Below are 17,730 nucleotides of genomic sequence, written 5' to 3' on the forward strand. Positions count from 1 at the left end.
ACATTATGAATGAAATTCAAAATATAGATACATTGACCACCGAAATACTTATATTGAAGCAACAAACAGCTCAAAGCATGATTGAAATAGGTAAGCGATTGATAATAGTTAAAGAATCATTACCTCATGGAGAATGGGGTAAATGGCTAGAAGAAAAGGTTGATTTCAAACAAACCACAGCAAGCAAATTCATGAGAGTAGCAAAGGAGTTTTCAAACTTTCATACGTATGAAGATTTGACACAATCTAAGATATTCGCACTATTGGATTTGCCCCAAGAGCAGAGAGAAACCTTTGTAAAAGATAATCCAGTAGATGAAATGACAACGAGGGAACTTCAAAAGGCTATAAAAGAAAATCAAGATTTAGAGGAAAAATTAAAAGAGTCTAGAGAATTTAATAAAAAAGCTAGTGAATTAGTTAATCTACGTGAGGATGAAAGAAATAAAGCTATCAAAGCATCAGAAGCTGCAAAGCGAATCGCGATTGAAAAATCAGAAGATGTAAAAAATTTGCAAGATGAACTTAGAAATCAAAAGGATAAAGCCATAAAGGATATTGAAGAACTACAAACATTTATCGGAGAGGCTAAATCATCTGGGAATGATGAAGAGGTTGTAAAGCTTAATTTACAACTACTAGAAATACAAGGTGACTTAGATAGTTCGGCACATAAAATTGATGAACTTGAAGTTCAACTCAAAGAGAGACCAATTGATGTAATAACAGCTGAGCCAATAATAATTGAGAAGGTACCTGAGGATATACAAAAAGAACTTGAGGAACTTAGGAGCAAAACCGGACAAAATACCACTCAGCCGGTTATTAAATTTAAAATTTATTTTGATGAACTTCAGAATATTTTCAGGAATGAATTAGAGGTAATGGAAGAAATAAAAAAAGATTATCCTGAGATGTATTTGAAATGTAAAAACGGTATTTCAAATCTAATAAATAAAATGGCTGAGAGGCTGTAATGCAAGGAGCAATGAGAGGTATCTTTATAAAAGTTAAAAATGGCGATAAATCTTATCATAAAGATTTGTTAGATGCTGATAAAAAAGAAAGAACTGATTTTTATGACACTCTGAGCAAAGGTCAAGTAGCACATATACTTGAACAATTTGTAACAAATACGATATTGGAGGACAAAAAAGTATGAATAAAGTTGTTTTAGTTGGTCGATTAACTAAAGATCCTGAATTAAAGTTTGCTCAAGGAACAGGTACCGCAGTAGCCACTTTCACTGTAGCTGTTAATAGAAGATTTAAAAGAGAAGGACAACCCGAAGCGGACTTTATACCAGTGGTGACATTTGGTAAACAGGCAGAAGCTACCGCTAATTACATGAAAAAAGGCAAGCTTTTAAGCGTTTCTGGAAACATTCAAACTAGAAATTATGAGGCTAAAGATGGTACTAGGAGATATGTTACTGAGGTTATAGCTGATGAGGTTGACTTCCTTGAATGGGGCGATAAAGCTTCAGGTACAAGTAATAATCAAGGTGGAAATAATAATAATGCATCTAACACTGGTTCTAATGATTTCGGTAGTGATAGCGATATAACTCCAGTGGATGATGGCGATATTCCTTTTTAAAAATAATGCAAATAAGCGATAGGAGAGATAGCGTTGAGATATAAATTTACTGACAAAGAAATAACGGAACTATTAAAAAATTTGGTTGTGCTTGTAGATTCTAGAGAACAGGCAAATAGTCACATTACAGATTGGTTTGATAAGAGCAAAAAGAAGTATAAGGTACAAAAACTTGACTATGGAGATTACGGCTGTTATTTACCAATGGGGAGCTTCGAGGGACAGACTAGAGATATTTACTTCACTGATGAACTTGTCATTGAGAGGAAGTTCTGTATCGATGAATTAGCCATGAATCTAAAGGACAATAAAACTAATATCAACGAAATTAAGAAAGAAATAATTGATTTATTTGGAGATAAATATCTAGCAAAGGTATTGAAAACTGATTATAACAGGATGAAACAAGAGTTAACATCAATCAATAAGTATGGAATAGAATTTTATATCTTCATGGAGGGTAAGGATTTTGATGAAGATATAAGAAAAGGGAAATTTAGAAGTAAATATGATCCAAGCACATTATACAAAAGATTCAAGGCACTTGAAAGAGAATTTAAAACTATAATACGTCCTGTTTCAAAGGAGTTCATGGGTAGCGAAATATATAATACTCTACGTTATGGGGTTAGAAATATATTAGTGCATAAGGGTTTCATAGAAGAGTGAACAAAAGCATAGAAAGGTGGTAGCGCATGGACTTTAGCATTATCTTAAGTAAGTTTAAAAGTGTAAAAAAGAAAGGCAAAGGATATATAGCTATTTGTCCTGCGCATCCAGACAAAGAGGCTTCTCTATCCCTCTGGCATGATGTATCCGAAGGTAAAACAGTGTTAACTTGTCATGCCGGATGTGAAATTTCTGACATTCTTGATGCAGCAGGACTAAAGATAAGTGATCTATTTGACAGATCATTACCTGTAGGGGATTACGATAGTAGATTTGAAAGAATATATCAATATCAAAGTAGTAATGGGAATGTTTTATTTGAAAAGGTAAGGTTTAAAGCCACTGAAACAAAAAAAAAGAACTTCACACAAAGAAGAAAAATAGGGGATGCCATTGTGTGGGGATTAGAGGGTGGCGTCCATTTTGAAACCTATCCAGGGAGTAATGAGTGGACAAAAAATTTAGGAAAGAAAATAAATCCACTTGAGCAGGAATTCGAGAGTTGCGAACCAGTTTTATATAATCTCCCAGTGATTTTAAAAGCTATAGCTGCAGGTGAAGAAGTTCATATCGCAGAGGGTGAAAAGGATGCGGACAATCTTACCACATTGGGGTTCCCTTGTTGCTGTAATTTTGATGGAGCTTCAGCCAGTAAGCTAAAACCTAAGTGGAGAAAATCTTATAATAAAATATTCAAAGGTGCCAAGGTTGTAATTTTTAACGACAATGACAATCCAGGTCGAACACATGCAGATTATATTGCTAGAGAGCTTAATGAAGTTGCTGAATATGTTAAACGTCCTGACCTTCCAGGTATTTTGGATAAAGAAGATATTACTGATTTTATTTCAGCTGGAAATGGTGAAAATGAAATAAGAGAAGTAATAGATTCTACATCAGTATATGAATATGATGATGCAGAAGAACAGAGTCTTATTAACTACAATTTTAGTGACGTTGGAAATGCTGAAAGACTTATGGCCATATACGGAAAAAACATTCGTTATAATCCTGTTCGTAGGAGTTGGTTGTTGTGGTCCAGCAAACACTGGGAGTTTGATTTTGTAGGTAAGATTGAAGGATTATCAAGGAAAGTAATACGAAAACTGCAGACAGAGGGCGACGATATTACTTTGGAGGGTTTACCTTATGATGAACAAGATAAAAAGGAAAAATTAAAGCAATCTATTAAAAAGTATGTTCTTAGAAGTGAATCTGATGGGAAAATTAAAGCTATGGTCAATCAAGCCATGACCCAAAATAGTCTTATTATTACTGAAACAGACAAAAACAATTATTTGCTAAATATAAAAAATGGGACCTTGAACCTTAAAACTGGGTTATTAGAAAAGCATGATAGAAGAAACTTCTGTACAAAAGTTATAGACGTTGAGTATGATCCTAAAACTCAATGTCCAAATTGGACAAGTTTTATAAACAAAATATTCATGGAGGACCAGGAGCTAATAAATTATATTCAGAAATCTGTAGGATATTCTATGACCGGAGATGCGAATTTACAATGCTTTTATATACTTCATGGTAATGGAGCAAATGGTAAGGGAACTTTCATAAAAACCATTATGAGGTTTCTGGGAGATTACTCTGACAGCTTAGATGCTAAGAGCATAATGGAAAAAATGGGTGATGAAGGTACAAGAGAAGAAATTGCAGGACTTTTAGGGAAGCGATTTGTAAGTGTGAATGAAATGAAAGGCTCTAAAAGCTTTGATGAAGGATTATTAAAATCTATGACTTCAGGAGCAGATGAAACTGTTAAGGTTAGAAATTTATATGAATCAAGTTTTAACTTAAAACCAACATTTAAACTGTGGATGTCAACTAACCATATGCCTAAAATTAATAATGATGATGATGGTATTTGGAGAAGAATTAGAAAAATTCCTTTTAAATATAAATTTGTTGATGGTGATAAGGACGTAAATTTCTTTGAAAATAAATTGTTACCTGAAATGCCTGGGATATTAAACTGGGCAATAGAGGGCTGCTTAAAGTGGCAACAAGAGGGTGAATGTATTCCAGATGTTGTTAAAGCTAGTGTAGATGAATATCGAATTGACAGTGACCCTATTCAAAGATTTATAGCTGATGAATGCATAGTAGCTAATAGCGAAACTGTAAGGGTTAATGTACCCGATATGTACAAGTGTTACGAGTCTTGGTGTAAAGAAAACAAAGAATATACACTTTCATCTATTAAATTTACTAAGAAAATGAATGAGAAGGAATTTGAAAAGGGTAGGAGCAATAGCGGCTTATATTGGAAAGGTATTGGATTACTAGATAAGGATCATCAAGTAAACATTACCGAATGTAACAACAAATTCAATCCTTTTGTTAAGGATTAGATATGAGAGAGAGGTAAATTATTATGAATTTAGAAAATGGAATTAAAGATATTATCAGCAAAAAATTAGAGGATGGAACAGTTGAAAAGCTTATTGGAGATGAATTAGAAAAAGGGATTATAAGAGCACTTGATCGTATATTAGGTAGTTACGGCGATGTTACCAAAGTGATTGAAGAAAAAGTTAAAGCTGTTATGATTCCTTACCTTGAGGGTTACGATTATAGCAAGTATATAGTTAAACTAGATTCTATTCTAGTTGATGTTTTGAAGAGTTCTGCATTAGAAAATAAAAAATTATTGACTAATTTTAAAGAGCTGATGATTTCAGATGAAAAAAAGAAAAGCATTAAAAGTTCTGAATTATTTGAAGCATGGAAGAAATATGTGTGTAAAAACGTGGCAACTTCTGAATTAGAAGTTGAATATGATGATGGCCCTAGCTATGAATGTGTTGAGGTTACATTAACTATTGATGAAGATGAAGGTAGAAATTGGAGCTCTTTTGAATATGCAACATTAGTGCTTGAATGTGAAAAAGATGAAGATATGAATTTTGCTATAAGACTTAGTAAATACAATAAAGATAAGGGCGCAAAGTGGGATATATCTTATGATACTGCCCATGATATAAAGTCCTTAAGATACTTAAATGAGTTTGAAATATTTTTAATGAAATTGGCCCAAAATGGTACAACGTTAGAGGCAGATATCACTGATGATTCTGACGATATTACACCTGATGCAGAGCCAGAAGCTTCATTTAGTTAGTAAAAATATGAGAGGGGTACGCTATGAGAAAAATTAAATTCAGAGGCAAAAATATAAAAACTAATAAATGGGAACATGGTGATCTTCTTCAAGCACCAGCACAGAAACAGGCGTGGATATTTAGTTCCTTAAATAAACAAGTTATACCTGAAAGCGTTGGACAATATTCAGAGCAAAATGATGTTAATGGTAATGAAATATATGAGGGCATGAATGTACGTCAAGTGAATGTTTTAGTTGGTACAAAGGATAGAGACTTCACTGGCGTGGTTAAGTTTTATGATGGTACTTGGTGGATTGATAGTGGAACTGATGCAGTAGAACTATTCACTGAAACTTGTAAAAATACAATTATTACTGGAGAAGAGTAAGACGAAATTTAATATAGGGGGAAACAAATGAGTAATAAAAAGATATTAATAGTGTTTGGAATATGTTTAATGTTGATGCTGCCATCCCAAATGATATTGGCAAAAGGGTCGCATTCAAGTTCACATTCATCAAGTAGATCATCAAGCTTTCGTTCATCCAGTAGTTATAAAAGTTCTTCAAAATCTACTACTAAAGCAAAAACACCTACTAAGGCATCAATAGCAAAAACAAAATCAGATACCACAAAAACCAAAGTTTACAATGTGAATAAGGCAAAAGCTACTGCAAAAGAAACAGCTACAAAAGCTAAAGCAAAGGCATATAAAACTGCTACTAAAACAAAAGCTGCAGCTTATAAAACTAAAGTAAAAAAGGAAACTAAGGCTAGAAATTACACTAATTACACCACCTATAGAACAACACATATAAATAATAACTATAGACATCCAACATATAAGACGTATTTTAGTCCAGGCTATTATAGTTTTAACTCAAGTAATTGCTTCTGGTCAAACTATTGGTTGTATCAAGCTATGTCTCAACATTCAATGTATCCGGTTAATAATGTAGTTACTGGATCACCTGCTACTTATTCCAGATGGCATGATGTATTTACTGTAATAGTTGTTATTGGAATAGGTTATGTAATATACAGAATTGTAAGAAGAAGATATTAGATCCATATATGATTAAAATGTGCAATAAAAATTAGGAGGTAATTAATATGTTAAAAGTAAAAATGGTGTCAGTTAAATCATCAAATGTAAAGTCAGTAGGGTATGACGAAGATTATAGAAGTATCCACGTAGAACTTATTAGTGGAGAAAAGTACATGTATAAATGTGTTCCTAAAATGGTATTTGAGGATTTACTAATAGCAACGTCAATAGGTTCTTATATCAATAGGTATTTAAGAGATTCTTATGATGTAGAGACTCAAAATTCTTTCTATGCATTAGAGAAAGCTTCGAAGCCTTTAATTGATTATTTAAATAAATATTATAATCCAATGGCAACTGCAATAGTAACAGAGGGTAGAGTAGATATTGTAAGTAATGAAATGGGAATGCCTTTAAAAGTTAGAGATTAGTTAGTACGCACTTCAATAAAATAATGAAATAATTTAAAATAGAAAACTGTTCTTTGAAAACTGAATAATGCGGTGTTAAATGACCTTTTTAACAGCTAAAAATATATTTAATTTCCCTATTGCAATACCGTACAATGTACGGTATAATTAAAATATCAGATAAGTAAGGGGGAATATAAAATGATAAAAAGTAAAGAGGATGCAAGATTATATTTAATAGATTGTATGGGTGGAACTGAAAATGCAAAATGGGAAGGGAAATATTACACACTTAATGAAGTACAACAAGAGAACACATATAGGTGGAATGCTGGTGGTGCTAGAATATTTGATGAAAACAATCAAATTACATTTGAAATTTTAATAGATGCTACCTACAAAAACAGAAAAGTTATAAATAATTACCATAAAAATTTTAAAAAGTGGTTAAATGGGGTGGCTTAATGTCACCTCGTATATACTCTGAAATAAGAGTACATCATAAAACAGACGAAGAAAAAACGAATTTTAAAGAAATGGCAACAAAACAAGCTTCTAAGCTAGGGTTAACCGTGGCAGACTATATAAGACTAATAATAGAATTAGATAGTGCCACAGGGTTAATAGAACAATTAAAAAACAAATAGATTAGCACCGCAGTATTCAGTTTGAATAGGCGGTGCTAATCTATTTTAATTAGTGCGTAATTCCAATAAATAATGCAAGGAGGATAAGAAATGAATACCAAATGTACATGGACATTTATAGAATGCCTTGAAACTAATAAAAAGTGGTCATTAAAAACAGATTGCAGCAAAGATGTAATTATGACTAGAAACAATAAGTATGATAAATTGTTTAAACTGGCACAGTCTAAAGATACTATTTGTCCATTTTGTGGTGAAGAATTGATTTTTTATAATCCGTACGAGGACTAAGTTACTTCATAATATCCAAAAACCTCGCAACAAATTAATTATAAAAACTTCATAATTTGACCGTTTTTTTACCTACTATTTCATTATAATAGCTACATAGAAAAAGAGAGCCCCTGTCTCGACAACATACAGCTCTCTTTCTCTTGTTAAATCTCAACTTGGAGATAAGGCTATTATAACATACCTTTATCTCCTCTTTGTGAAATTGTAGGAGGTATTGGTATGAGTATAGCTAATAATGAAGTAATAATTCGCATGGTTGGAAAATTGACATTGGAGTTTCCAGACATAAATCAGTTAAAAGTTAGAGAAATAATTGAAGATGTCCTGTACAAATTTGATTTAGTGCCACAGGAACTTGGGCTAGTAACAAGTAATGATACAATCGAAAAATTGCAGATATATCTAGTGGTGAAAAAGCTAGATGGATTAAGCATAACTACGCTAAAGGGATATAACAGTAACCTACTAATATTTGCAAATAGACTTATAAAGCCATTAGCATCAATAACTACAATGGACTTGAGAATGTATTTGGCGCAAAGATGTAAAAAGTTAATGCCAACTAGCACCAACGAACAAATTTATATATTAAAAAGTTTTTTTGGATGGCTAAATGATGAAGAGTATATTATAACTAATCCTGCCAGAAAGTTGAAATTGACAAAAGAGCCTGTAAGATTGAGACAACCGCTTACAGAAGAACAGATGGAAATATTCAGGCAGGCATGTATTACAGATAGAGAAAGGGCAATAACAGAATTTCTGTATAGCTCAGCATGTCGTCTAAGTGATGCGGTTACTATAAGTTTAGAGGACATTAATTGGGAAGAGTGCACAGCCGTTGTAATTGGAAAAGGGAATAAAGAACGTGAGATTTACTTTTCTATAAAAGCAAAAATTCTTCTGAAAAAATATTTAAAAACAAGAAAAGGTATTAGTAATGCATTATTCGTAGGGTCTAAAAACCCATATTCTCGGCTAGGTGGAAGAAGTATTGAGCATGAAATAGCAACAATAAAAAAGAGAAGTGGATTAGGAGTTAATGTATTTCCGCATTTGTTCCGTCATGGGAAAGCAACAGATCTATCCAACTCAGGCACACCAATCCAAATAATAAAAGAAATTTTAGGCCATGAGAACATTTCAACGACTACAATATATGCAAAAGTGAGTAAGGAAAACATAATGCACGAATACAGAAGAACTTCTTAAAAAATATAGGGAGGGTAAAAATGATAGCATTAGCAAAAGTAACATTTATATTATCCATGGGTGCAATAATGGGATATTGGTTAGCTAATCTGATGATGAATTGTAGTGAAAATAGCAGGAGAGAAGAAGAATTATTGAGGAATGAGATGTCAAGTAATGGTAAAAGTGAAGAATAGACAAATAAATCAACAAATGTATAAATATTATATTAATTATACAAATAGTAAAAAAGCGTGTAGGGAATTTAGGAAACGTGTAGGCTTTGTGTAGGCTTTGTGTATAAAAAAACTGGTTCAAAGTATTGGTAATACTCAATCGTGTATAAAGTGTAGTAAATTATTGAACAATTATATACTGTGTAAAATATATGTAATATATATACATATATACATATGTATTATGTATACAATAGGGATTTTTTGTACACTTTATACACGAATTATCATTAAACCTAGTGATACCAACGGGTTAAAGGGCGTGTAGGAAAATAAATTCCCTACACGAATTCAAAATTCCCTACACGGTGGGGGAATGGAGGTAATTTATGGATAAATCAATGGTATTAAAGAAAAAATATAATTCTCTGCTACTTCGAGAGAAGAAAGCATGTTTGTACTTAGATAATAAAAATATAAAACTTGAAGTTATAGAGAAAAGTTATATTCCAGAATATCAGAAAATTACTGTAGAGCTTAGCGAAGTTGGAAACCAAATTGAAAATGCTAGACAAGATGAATTGTTAAACGGATTTAAAATTTAAGGGGGCAAATATGAAAATAGATTTTAAAGATATGTACCTGGGTAGAATAGATCAACTAAATATAAATATCAGAAATGCTGTTTTAGGTAAAAAGTGGACACTTAAAGCTCAGCTTGAGGCTGAAAAGAAAATAATTCAAGAACGTGTTAAGAAGTTAGGCTAATATAAAAACTTAGGAGGGATAAGACAATGAGATATTCTGCAAACTTTGATGAAGTAATAAAAAAAGCTGTAACAGAGGCTATTAAGGAATTTGATATAAAAAGACAGGAGGATGCAAAAACTAAAATTCTTCATAATACGAGATTGCTTTTAAGTAATTATAATAGTCTATCAAAACATTATAAGAATGCAGTTGATAATTTAGACTTTATAGATCTTGATGAAGTTGATGAAAATTCCTGTGAGAATATAGAATCAAATGATAAACTATTTATATTAACAATCCGAAGAAGTAAGTTCAGGACAATGATTATGGTAAGTCATATTAAAGCAGCACTGGAAGCTCTAAAAGAAGAATGTATTAAGAAAAACCAGCTAAGTAAGTATGAGGTACTTGAAATGTATTATATACAAAATGTACCATTTGATAAGATAGCAGTTGAATTAAGCTGTGTAGAGATGACCGTTAGAAGGTGGAGAAACGAGATGGTACAAGCCTTGGGAGTATATTTATTTGGAGTAGATGCCTTATGATAAAAACGTGTTAAAAAGATGTTATATACATGTTAAAACAGAAGTGGTAAAATGATACTATTATAAATTGTAATTAAAAAGCACTTGAAAATCTTAACTGATTTCGGGTGCTTTTTCTATGAATAAAAGGTAATGGAAACCGTAATGGAAGTATTTAAAAGGGTATAAGAGTACTGGTGAACAACTGGTGCTCTTTTTATGCTTAACGTTAACCTTAAGGAGGTGGTTTTAATGCTAGATGAAAGACAAGTAAAGTGTGCAGAAATGCTTGCTATTGGTATAGGTAAAGCTGAAATAGCAACAATTGTTGGAATATCAAGAACAACCCTTTGGAGTTGGGAAAAATTGAAAGAGTTTCAGGCGAAGCTGGACGAATTCGAACAGGAGATTTCATTTCAAAGTAAACGGATATTAAAGGGAGCTCTTATCAATGCATCAAAGGTTTTAGTCGAACAGCTAAAGTCAAAGAATGAGAAGATAGCACAAGGAGCAGCAACGGATATCCTTGATAGAGGTCATGGCAAGGCCACCTCTAGGATGGAGTTGGCTGACGGCCGAGAGGATAAAGACACCGTAACGGCTGATATATTGGACCAAGAGCTTAAAGAGTTTGATAAAGAGCAATGATGCTGGTGCAATGTAGGTAGTGGTTGCTACACAGATGTGCGATTACACTAACCATATATACGTTGGAAGTCTAGCCTATAGCCTCGTTTGTGGGTGATGCATTGTGTTAGTTTGAACTAATCATCTAATTAGATGCAACTAATCTTAATGATGCTACATTATATTTAGTTTCAACTAATCATCTAATTAGATCCAACTAATATATGCGGTGCTTATTATTAATTAGATTGAACTGATATGAGATTTAGTTATAACTAATTAATGCGGTACAATATTATATTTAGTTTGAACTAATATATATTTAGTGGCATCTAATGTAGTCGCAGAGCCATAACAGAATAGATTGAACTAATCATATAGTAGGTGCAACTAATGTTATATGGGGGTCATGTGAAGTTAGTTGCAGCTAATATTAAAATAGATTGAACTAATTTAATTGGCGAGTATCTTTATTTAGTTATAACTAATATTATGTTTAGTTACAACTAAATGAATGATACTAAATAACCTAATTAGAATGAGGCTATCACTACATTATATGATGTATGAAGTCCTGTTATTGGTAAGCTATGCATGAGTGATAGACTCATTGTTATCATGTATATAATTACTGTATAATATGCAGAATATACATGGATTCATAGTATATTATGCAGTTGTACAATCAATTAACCAAGGCAATGGGTTTAGAGCATGCATTAATGTCGTTAAAGTTTGATTTCACGACATTAATAGTTTGTTCATATTTAAAAAGAATTTATATTTTGTGGTGGGGTACCCTTCTATTCTGGGAATTTCTGAAATTCCTGGGGTAGGCTATACAATTTTTTATATTATTTTTTAGGTTGGGGGTGAGGCTAATGAAAATAACATTATTAACTCAATGGAAAGAAAAAGAATTAGTATGCTGCTGTCCTCTGATTAATAAATGCAACAAAAACCATGGATGCGAAGAACTAGATTTCACGTTAGATAATTCATTTAATATGAATGATTGCATGAGGCATCCAAGTTATACAAGGCACAGAGGGGCTATTCAGCAAAGAAGGTGATTAAATGGAATATGATGAGAGTAAAGAAAATAGAAGACTACTGTTCCAATACTTAAAGAAATTATATGGTTCAGTTAGAGCTAGTGAATTGATGCATGAAAATAATAATAACTTATTTGGTTTTCATGGTCTAGCCTGGTCAGTAGGTAAGCGGTCAATAGCATTTTTCTGTAAATACTTTCTTCAGGACACATTTACACCTAAGCCTGGAAACGTAGCTAGAGAATTAGCACCTGTGCATTATGAACTTTGGGAACAGGCTGAAAAAATGTTTATAGCTGATGAGTTCGATAAGTTTGGTGCAGCAGAACCTCGTGGAATTGCAAAAACAACTATAATGGATTTCGCAGTATCTACTTGGCTCCATGCTTATGAGCTATCACCTTATACCCTTGTTTGCGGAAAGGTTGAACAGGATGCCACTGATTTTATAGCAACAACAAGGCAGGCTTTTGAAGAAAATCAATATATCATAAAAACATTTGGAAAATTAATTGATACTAGAAATTTCACAGTAAATAAATTAGAGCTTGAACTTGCTAATCATACAAAGATACAGGCAATATCTTCTACAAGCTCTATTCGTGGGAAAAAGTATGGTAATGATAGACCTTTCTGTATTATAGCTGATGATTACCAAGGTAAGTCAGATATTATAACTCAGGAATCAAGGGATAAAAAATATCGTACTTGGATGGATGATGCAAAGTTTGCAGGAGATGAAGCCGTAATCCGTAATGGTGTAAAAATTAAAATGGCCACAAAATTTATTGTACTCGGCACTATTCTTCATAGAGATTGTTTTATGAGTAGGATTCTTGTAAATAAAGAATATAAATGCATTACTAGAAAAGCAGTTTTAGTAGATGATGTTGATGATCTTTACACTACTGGATTATGGGCACAGTTTAAAGAGATTTATTTTAGTGATATATACGAGGATGCTGAAGCTGCAGCTAAAGAATTTTATTATCAACATGAAGAGGAAATGCAGTACCCTGTTTCATGGCCTGATAAATGGAGTTGTGTAAAACTTGCGATTGATTATTACACTGATGAAATAAGTTTTAAACAGGAATTACAGAATGATGCCAGCAAAATTGGTGTTAAAAACTTTAAAACTACTGTTAATCAACCTGCTATAGAAATTGAAAGTCATAAATTTATTAAAACTATGCTTTGCATGGATCCTGCTGGCACTGATAATAAAAATAAGAAAAAAGAAGATTTTTATGGTTTCTTAGTTGGATCACTCGCTGATAATGGTTTTAAATATGCTCGTAAGGCTGAAATATTGAAAATTGAGTTTGATGGGTATATGAAGCATACTCTTAAACTTTTAATTGATTATAAAGATATAACTCACATATGTGTTGAAAAAAATACATACTCAGGCGCTGATGTAATTAAGTTAAAAGAATTAATAGCATTGGATGAAGTTCTTAAATCGAGGACTTTTATTTTTATTAATGAAATGCAGAATAAGAATAAAGATGAAAAGATTAGCACCATTGTTTCTGATGTTAATAATGGCAGAATAATTTTTAATGAAGAAGATGTTGCATTCCAAGATCAAATAATTGACTTTGCTGGCCAAAATTTCAGTGAACATGATGATGCTCCAGATATAACCGCAGAGTTTGCTAATAGAATTAATGATATTAAGGTAGTAAGTGTTGTTAAAATATTGGACAGGAGAGCATTAGGCTTATAAGGAGGTGGAGAAATGAATTTAAGTGAAATGATAAAGAAATTATTTAAAAAGCAAATTGGATTAGATATGCATAACCCTGAACATCTCAAATTGGTCAAAAAAATATATGGCCAATATAATGCAAATAAGCATATTCATGAAAAAATGTACCGTTACTATAAGGGCGATACTGATGCAATGAGAAATTATAAATTTATAACTGAAAGGTCCAATATTAAGACAAATACAAATTACATGAAAAAATTTGTTAAGGAAGAGGTCTCGTATACCGTTGGGAACGATATAACTTATGAGTCCAAGAGTGATAATAACGAAATAATTAAAGATATTGAATATTATAAAGCCCACTGGGATGAACTTCATGATACGAATCTTATGAAATATTTATTGGTATTCACTAAGGTTTATGAAATATATTACCTTAATGATAATCTTGACTTTTGTAGCAAAGTTGTAAAACCAACAGATGGTTATGCTTATACAAATGATAATGATAAGATTTTATTTTTTATTCGTGCTTTTAAAAATGATTTTGACACAACTAACCAATATATAGATGTTTATACTGACGAATATATATATCATTTTGATATCAAATTTAATGAAATAGCTCCTCCAACTGAAAACATATTTAGAGAAGTTCCGGTTTCTGTTGGGGTATTAACACTAGAGGAATATCATGATAGCTTGTATGGTGATATTAAAGGTCTTCAGGACGCTTTTGAAACTAATTTTAGTGATATCGGTAATGAAATAAGTGATTTTAGAAACGCTTATTTGGTATTTACAGGTTGTGAAATTCCTAAAGAGGATATTCCAGAGATGAAAAAACTAGGGGTATTACAAGCTAAAGACAAAGATAGTACAATCCAGTGGCTTATTAAAAATATTAATGATACCTTTATTCAAAATACGCTTGATAGATATGTTGATACAATGTATCAAATTAGTTGCCATATAAATCATAATGAAGGTATGGTCTCTAATTTGAGTGGTATTGCTTTAAGGTCCAGGCTTATAGCACTGGAAAATAAATGTGAGCTTGAAGAAAAGGCACATAAAAATATTGTTAAAAATCGTAATAGGTTTTTATGCATGTATTTAAACCTTAAGAAAGACAAAAATTATGATTATAAAGATATTAACGCTCTTTATACTCCAAATATTCCGATGGATGATTTAGGCACAGCTCAAATGTTGGCGCAGGTACCAGAGGGTACTATTTCTAAAGATACCGCAAGAGGATTATTTAGTTTTATTAATAATAAAGTTACTGAAGCTGAAAAAGTTAAAAAGGAACAGGATGCAGAAATGCCTGATCTTAATTTAGATGAGGTGACTTAAATGAAAGATTATACAGATAAAGAAGAGTTAGATTTTATAGAGGAGCTTTATAATGAAGCTGATAAACAGATAAAAGAGGTATATAAAGAGCAGAAAGATAATAGAGATGAATTATTAAAGCAATTAGCAACTATCATGCTTACCTATTCCATTTTAAACGACCTAATGAAGCTTTCTATAGCAGATAAAAAGAAAGAGCACAATAGGTTGTCCAATATGGTTACAAGTGGAGCGCAGAGACAAGGTACTACACAGAATAGGGTTATAGAGGAGATGTTATCCTCTACTATAAATAAAACCTTTGATTTTTACAGCTATAATGTAAATTTTAAAGATGTTAAAGAGATTATAGGCAATAATTTCAAAGGGAAACATTTTAGTACTAGAGTTTGGGAAAAAGAAGAAGATGTTGCCAAACACCTCAATAAGAAAGTTAATGATTTCCTTAATGGAAAAGTAAATGTTAATCAAATTAAGAGAAATATTGAAGATACTTATAATGCCAATGCTTACAATGCACGCAGGCTTGTTGAAACAGAAATTAATCGTGTTGAGGATGAAGCATTTAAAAGATTCTGTAAAGAAACAGGTGTGAAACGCGTTATGAGAAATGAAGAAATGGATTCCAGAACTTGCGCTGAATGTGCTGGTATAAATGAAAATGTATATGATTTAGAGGATGCTCCGGGTGGCTTGCACCCTTGTTGCCGAGGTTACAACACAATAGTTGAATAAAGAACCTACTATTTAGCAGATTCTTCAAAATAATCTTTTAATATTTTGTTGATTTGGTTACTTACGTTTCTACCTTCTTTATCAGCTAAAGTTCTAATATCTACTAAAATTTGTTGAAAGGCGAATTGATGCAGACAATGGAATAGTATTAAAACATGATATACACGTACTGTTTCATAAGTTATATGGCTATGGTGGAAATACAAGAGCACAATTCATACAGTTTAAATCCAATTATGCTAGTGGTGAATTTTATGTGGGGATGGTAGTGAAAAGACATAGTAAAAACAAACGTAGGGAGGAAGTTATATGTTAGGCAAAATTGATTGTAAAAATATGTTCAAGGATAATGACAATCATTTGTGTTGTGTCCATACAGGCAAACATTGCAATTTTAGAAAAGGTGAAAACAATGGTATGAGATGTGGTAGTTACAATGCCAAAATAATAAGAGAACCTATAAAAATGAGAGTCCCACAAGTTGGCGAATTTGAAGATTTAAGTCTTGAAATTGTTATTGAGCGTAAGGATATGCAGATAGAATCTTTGATTGAATTTAGCAAGAACTTAAAGAAAGAAAATCTACGATTGAAAGCCGACAGAGAAGAATTAATTTTAGATTTAATAAATAAACGGAATGACCATTTCAGAGGTGATGACGTTTATGAAACCTTATACGATATAATTAGTAAACTAGAGGGGAGGGAATAACGAATGATAGTTAAAAACAATCAAAACAATCAAATTGAATTGGCTTTTGGTGATGGCGACATATGTATAGCTGGTGGATATGTGAGAGATTGCATGTTAGAAAAAAGTGGATTAGTTACTTTTATAAATCAAGAACCTAGAGAAATAGGCATTGAGGGAATAACTAAAGGCGGAGAAGTCCACCTATTGGGAGAATTTCCAATCATTATGACATTTACTAAAGCTGAAAGTATCGATGCTCTTATAACACAGCTAGAGCAAGCTAAAAAGGAAATGAAAAAATAAAAATTAGAGTCTTAGGAAACTAAGGCTTTTTATTGTGCCCTTAATATGGCCCTAAACTGTTTAAGCTCGTCTTATGGGCATTTGCGTATAAGGGGTGCAACTATATTAAATCAATAAAAAATTATGTCTTATGGGCAATTTGCGTATAAGGGATGGGGGAAATACATGTTAAAATCAGCTTTATTAAAATTAATCGAAAGTGCTCCAGATACTCAAGACATCAATTCACTATTGGGTGGAACAGACATTGAAACACAATTTAAAGGGGCCGAACCTACGCTAGATACTTTCAAACAAAAGGCTAAAACAGATAAGGATTTCAAAGCTTATCTCGAAAGTGAAAACGACAAGTATCACAATAAAGCTTTAACAACTTGGAAAGAAAATAACTTAGAAAAGGAACTTGAGCCATTTATGCTGTTAAAGTATCCGGACATGGTTACTGATCCAGTTAAAAAAGAGTTAGCGGAAATGAAAAGAGAACTTGAAAAAGAGAGAGCTTCAAATACTCGTAAAGATCTACTTAGTAATGCAATGAAGTATGCTGCAGAAAAGAAGTTGCCAGCAGGATTCATTGATAAGTTTTTGGGTGAAGATTTGGAGACTACAAAAGCTAATTTAGACATATTGGCAACAGATTGGTCAAAAGGGCTTGAAACCTCAGTGAATGAAAGACTTAAAGCTAATGTATATGTTCCACCAGGAACAAACACAGATGGAACAAAAACTAGTATTGGTGCTTCAATGGCTCAACAAAATAATGGTTCAAAGACCGCTCCAAGTGATCCTTGGGCAAGCAAATAAA

The 17,730-nt window shown here is 32.2% G+C and carries 25 protein-coding genes; all 25 read left to right on the forward strand.

The genetic code is table 11. From position 1 onward, the window contains the following. Positions 1-5 precede the first annotated feature (5 nt). The gene (locus KPL55_RS10580) at positions 6-977 is read left to right on the forward strand and encodes a DUF3102 domain-containing protein (protein WP_216306683.1); all 972 of its coding nucleotides are present in this window, start codon (positions 6-8) and stop codon (positions 975-977) included. Further along, positions 977-1,162 carry a hypothetical protein gene (locus KPL55_RS10585; protein ID WP_216306684.1) on the forward strand — a complete coding sequence of 62 codons (186 nt, stop codon included), beginning with the start codon at positions 977-979 and terminating at the stop codon, positions 1,160-1,162. The genes KPL55_RS10580 and KPL55_RS10585 overlap by 1 nt, the downstream gene beginning before the upstream one ends. Continuing rightward, on the forward strand, positions 1,159-1,599 hold the full coding sequence (locus KPL55_RS10590) for a single-stranded DNA-binding protein (protein WP_216306685.1): 441 nt from the start codon (positions 1,159-1,161) through the stop codon (positions 1,597-1,599). Before KPL55_RS10585 ends, KPL55_RS10590 begins: the two co-directional genes overlap by 4 nt. A 33-nt stretch (positions 1,600-1,632) precedes the next feature. Continuing rightward, a complete protein-coding gene (locus KPL55_RS10595; RefSeq protein WP_216306686.1) occupies positions 1,633-2,268 on the forward strand; it encodes an ERCC4 domain-containing protein in 636 nt (211 codons plus the stop codon). Positions 2,269-2,294: 26 nt separating this feature from the next. After that, the gene (locus KPL55_RS10600; RefSeq protein WP_216306687.1) at positions 2,295-4,637 is read left to right on the forward strand and encodes a phage/plasmid primase, P4 family; all 2,343 of its coding nucleotides are present in this window, start codon (positions 2,295-2,297) and stop codon (positions 4,635-4,637) included. 23 nt (positions 4,638-4,660) lie between these two features. Continuing rightward, the gene (locus KPL55_RS10605) at positions 4,661-5,407 is read left to right on the forward strand and encodes a hypothetical protein (protein ID WP_216306688.1); all 747 of its coding nucleotides are present in this window, start codon (positions 4,661-4,663) and stop codon (positions 5,405-5,407) included. Between the two features lie 23 nt (positions 5,408-5,430). Further along, a complete protein-coding gene (locus tag KPL55_RS10610) occupies positions 5,431-5,778 on the forward strand; it encodes a YopX family protein (RefSeq protein WP_216306689.1) in 348 nt (115 codons plus the stop codon). A gap of 27 nt (positions 5,779-5,805) precedes the next feature. Further along, positions 5,806-6,456 (forward strand): hypothetical protein, encoded by a 651-nt coding sequence (locus tag KPL55_RS10615; protein WP_216306690.1) that lies wholly within the window; start codon positions 5,806-5,808, stop codon positions 6,454-6,456. Between the two features lie 47 nt (positions 6,457-6,503). Next, positions 6,504-6,869 carry a KTSC domain-containing protein gene (locus tag KPL55_RS10620; protein ID WP_216306691.1) on the forward strand — a complete coding sequence of 122 codons (366 nt, stop codon included), beginning with the start codon at positions 6,504-6,506 and terminating at the stop codon, positions 6,867-6,869. Positions 6,870-7,049: 180 nt separating this feature from the next. Next, positions 7,050-7,313 (forward strand): hypothetical protein, encoded by a 264-nt coding sequence (locus KPL55_RS10625; protein ID WP_216306692.1) that lies wholly within the window; start codon positions 7,050-7,052, stop codon positions 7,311-7,313. After that, positions 7,313-7,495, forward strand: a complete 183-nt coding sequence (locus tag KPL55_RS10630) for a hypothetical protein (protein ID WP_216306693.1) — start codon at positions 7,313-7,315, stop codon at positions 7,493-7,495. The genes KPL55_RS10625 and KPL55_RS10630 overlap by 1 nt, the downstream gene beginning before the upstream one ends. A gap of 90 nt (positions 7,496-7,585) precedes the next feature. Next, positions 7,586-7,786 (forward strand): hypothetical protein, encoded by a 201-nt coding sequence (locus KPL55_RS10635; RefSeq protein ID WP_216306694.1) that lies wholly within the window; start codon positions 7,586-7,588, stop codon positions 7,784-7,786. A 222-nt stretch (positions 7,787-8,008) separates the two neighbouring features. Next, complete coding sequence (locus KPL55_RS10640; protein ID WP_216306695.1) at positions 8,009-9,001, forward strand: tyrosine-type recombinase/integrase; 993 nt, start codon at positions 8,009-8,011, stop codon at positions 8,999-9,001. A gap of 20 nt (positions 9,002-9,021) precedes the next feature. Continuing rightward, positions 9,022-9,177, forward strand: coding sequence for a hypothetical protein (locus KPL55_RS10645; RefSeq protein ID WP_216306696.1), 156 nt, complete (start codon positions 9,022-9,024; stop codon positions 9,175-9,177). Between the two features lie 368 nt (positions 9,178-9,545). Next, a complete protein-coding gene (locus KPL55_RS10650; RefSeq protein ID WP_216306697.1) occupies positions 9,546-9,761 on the forward strand; it encodes a hypothetical protein in 216 nt (71 codons plus the stop codon). A gap of 10 nt (positions 9,762-9,771) precedes the next feature. Beyond that, the gene (locus KPL55_RS10655) at positions 9,772-9,924 is read left to right on the forward strand and encodes a hypothetical protein (RefSeq protein WP_216306698.1); all 153 of its coding nucleotides are present in this window, start codon (positions 9,772-9,774) and stop codon (positions 9,922-9,924) included. Between the two features lie 26 nt (positions 9,925-9,950). Further along, complete coding sequence (locus KPL55_RS10660) at positions 9,951-10,457, forward strand: hypothetical protein (protein WP_216306699.1); 507 nt, start codon at positions 9,951-9,953, stop codon at positions 10,455-10,457. A 198-nt stretch (positions 10,458-10,655) separates the two neighbouring features. Further along, on the forward strand, positions 10,656-11,084 hold the full coding sequence (locus KPL55_RS10665) for a phBC6A51 family helix-turn-helix protein (RefSeq protein WP_216306700.1): 429 nt from the start codon (positions 10,656-10,658) through the stop codon (positions 11,082-11,084). Between the two features lie 860 nt (positions 11,085-11,944). Continuing rightward, a complete protein-coding gene (locus KPL55_RS10670) occupies positions 11,945-12,136 on the forward strand; it encodes a hypothetical protein (protein WP_216306701.1) in 192 nt (63 codons plus the stop codon). A 4-nt stretch (positions 12,137-12,140) separates the two neighbouring features. Beyond that, entirely contained in the window at positions 12,141-13,850 is a 1,710-nt protein-coding gene (locus tag KPL55_RS10675; protein ID WP_216306702.1) for a hypothetical protein, read from the forward strand. Between the two features lie 12 nt (positions 13,851-13,862). Next, positions 13,863-15,194 (forward strand): phage portal protein, encoded by a 1,332-nt coding sequence (locus KPL55_RS10680; RefSeq protein WP_216306703.1) that lies wholly within the window; start codon positions 13,863-13,865, stop codon positions 15,192-15,194. After that, positions 15,195-15,929, forward strand: coding sequence for a structural protein (locus tag KPL55_RS10685; protein WP_216306704.1), 735 nt, complete (start codon positions 15,195-15,197; stop codon positions 15,927-15,929). Positions 15,930-16,238: 309 nt separating this feature from the next. Continuing rightward, positions 16,239-16,640: a hypothetical protein gene (locus tag KPL55_RS10690; RefSeq protein ID WP_216306705.1), complete on the forward strand. Its 402-nt coding sequence runs from the start codon at positions 16,239-16,241 to the stop codon at positions 16,638-16,640. A gap of 3 nt (positions 16,641-16,643) precedes the next feature. Beyond that, entirely contained in the window at positions 16,644-16,925 is a 282-nt protein-coding gene (locus tag KPL55_RS10695) for a hypothetical protein (RefSeq protein ID WP_216306706.1), read from the forward strand. Between the two features lie 165 nt (positions 16,926-17,090). Next, entirely contained in the window at positions 17,091-17,729 is a 639-nt protein-coding gene (locus tag KPL55_RS10700; RefSeq protein ID WP_216306707.1) for a DUF4355 domain-containing protein, read from the forward strand. Position 17,730: the final 1 nt, after the last annotated feature.

The sequence above is a fragment of the Clostridium lacusfryxellense genome, from assembly GCF_018861735.1.
In the GTDB taxonomy this organism is placed as follows: domain Bacteria; phylum Bacillota; class Clostridia; order Clostridiales; family Clostridiaceae; genus Clostridium_AD; species Clostridium_AD lacusfryxellense.

What these genes read in the sequence shown, in the direction of transcription:
- KPL55_RS10580 (WP_216306683.1), top strand. Translation starts at nt 6, where the DNA reads ATGAATGAAATTCAAAATATAGATACATTGACCACCGAAATACTTATA.
- KPL55_RS10585 (WP_216306684.1), top strand. Translation starts at nt 977, where the DNA reads ATGCAAGGAGCAATGAGAGGTATCTTTATAAAAGTTAAAAATGGCGAT.
- KPL55_RS10590 (WP_216306685.1), top strand. Translation starts at nt 1,159, where the DNA reads ATGAATAAAGTTGTTTTAGTTGGTCGATTAACTAAAGATCCTGAATTA.
- KPL55_RS10600 (WP_216306687.1), top strand. Translation starts at nt 2,295, where the DNA reads ATGGACTTTAGCATTATCTTAAGTAAGTTTAAAAGTGTAAAAAAGAAA.
- KPL55_RS10605 (WP_216306688.1), top strand. Translation starts at nt 4,661, where the DNA reads ATGAATTTAGAAAATGGAATTAAAGATATTATCAGCAAAAAATTAGAG.
- KPL55_RS10610 (WP_216306689.1), top strand. Translation starts at nt 5,431, where the DNA reads ATGAGAAAAATTAAATTCAGAGGCAAAAATATAAAAACTAATAAATGG.
- KPL55_RS10615 (WP_216306690.1), top strand. Translation starts at nt 5,806, where the DNA reads ATGAGTAATAAAAAGATATTAATAGTGTTTGGAATATGTTTAATGTTG.
- KPL55_RS10620 (WP_216306691.1), top strand. Translation starts at nt 6,504, where the DNA reads ATGTTAAAAGTAAAAATGGTGTCAGTTAAATCATCAAATGTAAAGTCA.
- KPL55_RS10625 (WP_216306692.1), top strand. Translation starts at nt 7,050, where the DNA reads ATGATAAAAAGTAAAGAGGATGCAAGATTATATTTAATAGATTGTATG.
- KPL55_RS10630 (WP_216306693.1), top strand. Translation starts at nt 7,313, where the DNA reads ATGTCACCTCGTATATACTCTGAAATAAGAGTACATCATAAAACAGAC.
- KPL55_RS10635 (WP_216306694.1), top strand. Translation starts at nt 7,586, where the DNA reads ATGAATACCAAATGTACATGGACATTTATAGAATGCCTTGAAACTAAT.
- KPL55_RS10640 (WP_216306695.1), top strand. Translation starts at nt 8,009, where the DNA reads ATGAGTATAGCTAATAATGAAGTAATAATTCGCATGGTTGGAAAATTG.
- KPL55_RS10645 (WP_216306696.1), top strand. Translation starts at nt 9,022, where the DNA reads ATGATAGCATTAGCAAAAGTAACATTTATATTATCCATGGGTGCAATA.
- KPL55_RS10650 (WP_216306697.1), top strand. Translation starts at nt 9,546, where the DNA reads ATGGATAAATCAATGGTATTAAAGAAAAAATATAATTCTCTGCTACTT.
- KPL55_RS10655 (WP_216306698.1), top strand. Translation starts at nt 9,772, where the DNA reads ATGAAAATAGATTTTAAAGATATGTACCTGGGTAGAATAGATCAACTA.
- KPL55_RS10660 (WP_216306699.1), top strand. Translation starts at nt 9,951, where the DNA reads ATGAGATATTCTGCAAACTTTGATGAAGTAATAAAAAAAGCTGTAACA.
- KPL55_RS10665 (WP_216306700.1), top strand. Translation starts at nt 10,656, where the DNA reads ATGCTTAACGTTAACCTTAAGGAGGTGGTTTTAATGCTAGATGAAAGA.
- KPL55_RS10670 (WP_216306701.1), top strand. Translation starts at nt 11,945, where the DNA reads ATGAAAATAACATTATTAACTCAATGGAAAGAAAAAGAATTAGTATGC.
- KPL55_RS10675 (WP_216306702.1), top strand. Translation starts at nt 12,141, where the DNA reads ATGGAATATGATGAGAGTAAAGAAAATAGAAGACTACTGTTCCAATAC.
- KPL55_RS10680 (WP_216306703.1), top strand. Translation starts at nt 13,863, where the DNA reads ATGAATTTAAGTGAAATGATAAAGAAATTATTTAAAAAGCAAATTGGA.
- KPL55_RS10685 (WP_216306704.1), top strand. Translation starts at nt 15,195, where the DNA reads ATGAAAGATTATACAGATAAAGAAGAGTTAGATTTTATAGAGGAGCTT.
- KPL55_RS10690 (WP_216306705.1), top strand. Translation starts at nt 16,239, where the DNA reads ATGTTAGGCAAAATTGATTGTAAAAATATGTTCAAGGATAATGACAAT.
- KPL55_RS10695 (WP_216306706.1), top strand. Translation starts at nt 16,644, where the DNA reads ATGATAGTTAAAAACAATCAAAACAATCAAATTGAATTGGCTTTTGGT.
- KPL55_RS10700 (WP_216306707.1), top strand. Translation starts at nt 17,091, where the DNA reads ATGTTAAAATCAGCTTTATTAAAATTAATCGAAAGTGCTCCAGATACT.